A 2,239-nucleotide genomic window follows, 5' to 3' on the forward strand; every position below is an offset into this window, starting at 1 on the left:
CGCCACGAAGAATCGGGTGGATCTGTTCACTCGTGTCTCCTTGAGGGAAGTACCTGCACCGTGGTGAGCGCGCAGGTGGTTGGGTGCTGCCAACCTAAGATGCGCAGCCGCGAGATAGCGAGACCCCTGACGGGTGGTTCACGCGGTTCGGCGCCACCAGACTCATCCCCCGGCGGAGGCTCCTGGGCCATCGAGCGGGAGCGGGCTCCAGGCCCGGAGGTTCGAGACCCTGACGCCGGGTGTGGAGCAGTACGGGTCCTCCGCAAGGATCCGCTCCACGCCCGCCCGGTCGGTGTCGAACACGAGTGCCGCGCCGGAGTCGTCGACCCATGGGCCAGCGAGCACGAGCCGCCCCTCGTCGTACAGCTGCTGCAATCTGGCACGGTGTGCCGGTCGCGCCTCCAGCCCGCAGGCGACGTGGGAGGCGGTCGGCAGGACGGGCGTTGAGCTCCCGCACGGTCAAGAGGGTCTCGGCGAGTCGATCGGCGCCTCTCGAGTCACGACCAACCGCAGCCTCCGGGAGCTCGCGCGCTGCGGGGTGATCAGGCTCGAGCGCAGCGCCGTGCACGTGCTCGCACCGGAGGTGCTGGCCCGCCGGGCGTCGGCCTCCTGGTGAGGGCGCCATGAGTGGGCCTCGTTCAGGTCTGAGCCGGCTGGTACGCCTCGTACCGTTGTAGCCATCGGGCCTGGACGTGGGCCGGGTGGGCGGACTGGACGCAGAACTCGTTGCCTTCTGGATCGGCCATCACCACCCAGCGGGCGTCGCTGCGTTGGCCGACGTCCGTCCGGGTCGCGCCGAGGTGCTCGAGACGCGCGACCTCGGTGGCTTGGTCTGCTGGGCGCAGGTCGAGATGGAGACGGTTCTTGAACGTCTTGGGCTCAGGCACCTTGATGAAGAGCAGGTCAGGCACCACGCAGTCCTCGCGACTGCCTTCGGGTGGTTCGACCACCCACTCCGGATCCTCGTCGTGGGTGATCACCCAGTCCAGTGCCTCTGCCCAGAACCTGGCGAGTCGCCCGGGATCATGGGCGTCGACGACCAGTGCACCGATGCGTAGTCCCATGACGGCACCGTAGGGACGGCGCCGGTCGGCCGTCGACCGGGTTGGGGGCGAACGCCTCGGTGCTAGGCATGCGTTCGTGCGCCGTTTTCTGTCCACAGGAGGGCTTCGGGTCGGGTCGTCCACAGGTGTGGTCGCACTGGTCGCGGGAGTCACTGATCCGTCCTAGCGTGGAGTCGAACAAACATTCGAACCACGGGGAGGCCAGCGAGATGAGCGGTGCGACGCAGGCCATCACGCACCCGGTCCTCGCCTGCGCCCAGCAGATCGCGACCGCGTTGAGCGAGGTTGCCGAGGTCGACCCGCTCTACATGAGCCCCGCCGACCAGGCCGCAGCGCTGCGGCTGGTACAGCGCGACCTGAACCGGCTCGAGGAGCTCCAGCTGCGGCTGCTGGCCGCCGCCGACGAGATGACCGCAGCCGATGGTGCCCGCGACCCGGCGGGCTGGATCGCCCACCACACCCGGCTCGACCGCGCCGACGCGCGTCGGCGGCAGCGACTGGCCCGGGCGCTGGGCACCCGCTGGCGGCGGCTGGGGGAGGCGCTGCGCGACGGAGACCTCACGTGCGAACAGGCGCAGGTGATCACCCGCGCCCTCGACGACCTGCCCACCGACCTCGACCCCACCATGCTGGAGCAGGCCGAGAAGCACCTGATCGCCGCCGCGGGCGACCACGATCCGCGCGGGCTGCGGATCCTGGGCCGCAAGATCCTGGAGGTGATCGCCCCTGAGATCGCCGACGAGCACGAAGCCAAGGCGTTGGCCGACCAGGAGCGGCAGGCACGGAAGAAGACCTGGATCCGGTTCCGCAACGCCGGCGACGGCACCACCTACGTGCGGGGCCGCCTCCCCACCCCGATCGCCGACCGGCTCCGCGCCTACCTCGACGCCTTCGCCTCACCCCGCCGCCCCGCCAACCGCCGCACCGGCTCAACCGGGTCGACCAGCTCGACAGGCTCGACCGGCTCCACCGGTGCGAGCGACCAGACAGGCTGCACCGTCGGAGCCGAGCGGACCGACGGCGCGCCGACGAACCCGGACCGATCGCCTTACGACGTGCGGGTGGGGCGGGCATTGTGCAGCCTGCTCGAACACTGGGACCCCGCCCGGCTCCCGATCCACGGCGGCGCAGCGACCACCGTGATGGTCACCATCGACCTCGAGTCCCTGCGCCGC

At 70.6% G+C, this 2,239-nt stretch carries 4 protein-coding genes; 2 read left to right on the forward strand and 2 right to left on the reverse strand.

From position 1 onward, the window contains the following. Positions 1 to 162: 162 nt before the first annotated feature. A complete protein-coding gene (locus tag VFZ39_RS00465) occupies positions 163 to 405 on the reverse strand; it encodes a YciI family protein (RefSeq protein WP_414690242.1) in 243 nt (80 codons plus the stop codon). Here VFZ39_RS00465 and VFZ39_RS19055 point away from each other — a divergent pair. Next, a complete protein-coding gene (locus VFZ39_RS19055) occupies positions 293 to 616 on the forward strand; it encodes a helix-turn-helix domain-containing protein (protein WP_414690243.1) in 324 nt (107 codons plus the stop codon). The two genes, VFZ39_RS00465 and VFZ39_RS19055, sit on opposite strands and share 113 nt — an antisense overlap. A gap of 22 nt (positions 617 to 638) precedes the next feature. Here the strand turns inward: VFZ39_RS19055 and VFZ39_RS00470 are convergent, their stop codons facing one another. Further along, positions 639 to 1,064: a VOC family protein gene (locus VFZ39_RS00470; protein WP_330863747.1), complete on the reverse strand. Its 426-nt coding sequence runs from the start codon at positions 1,062 to 1,064 to the stop codon at positions 639 to 641. A gap of 209 nt (positions 1,065 to 1,273) precedes the next feature. Between VFZ39_RS00470 and VFZ39_RS00475 the strand changes: the two genes are divergently transcribed. Further along, a partial coding sequence (locus tag VFZ39_RS00475; RefSeq protein WP_330863748.1) for a DUF222 domain-containing protein occupies positions 1,274 to 2,239 on the forward strand: 966 nt, incomplete at its 3' end.

The organism is Nocardioides sp. (assembly GCF_036374615.1).
GTDB lineage: Bacteria > Actinomycetota > Actinomycetes > Propionibacteriales > Nocardioidaceae > Nocardioides.

What these genes read in the sequence shown, in the direction of transcription:
- VFZ39_RS00470 (WP_330863747.1), bottom strand. Translation starts at nt 1,064, where the DNA reads ATGGGACTACGCATCGGTGCACTGGTCGTCGACGCCCATGATCCCGGG.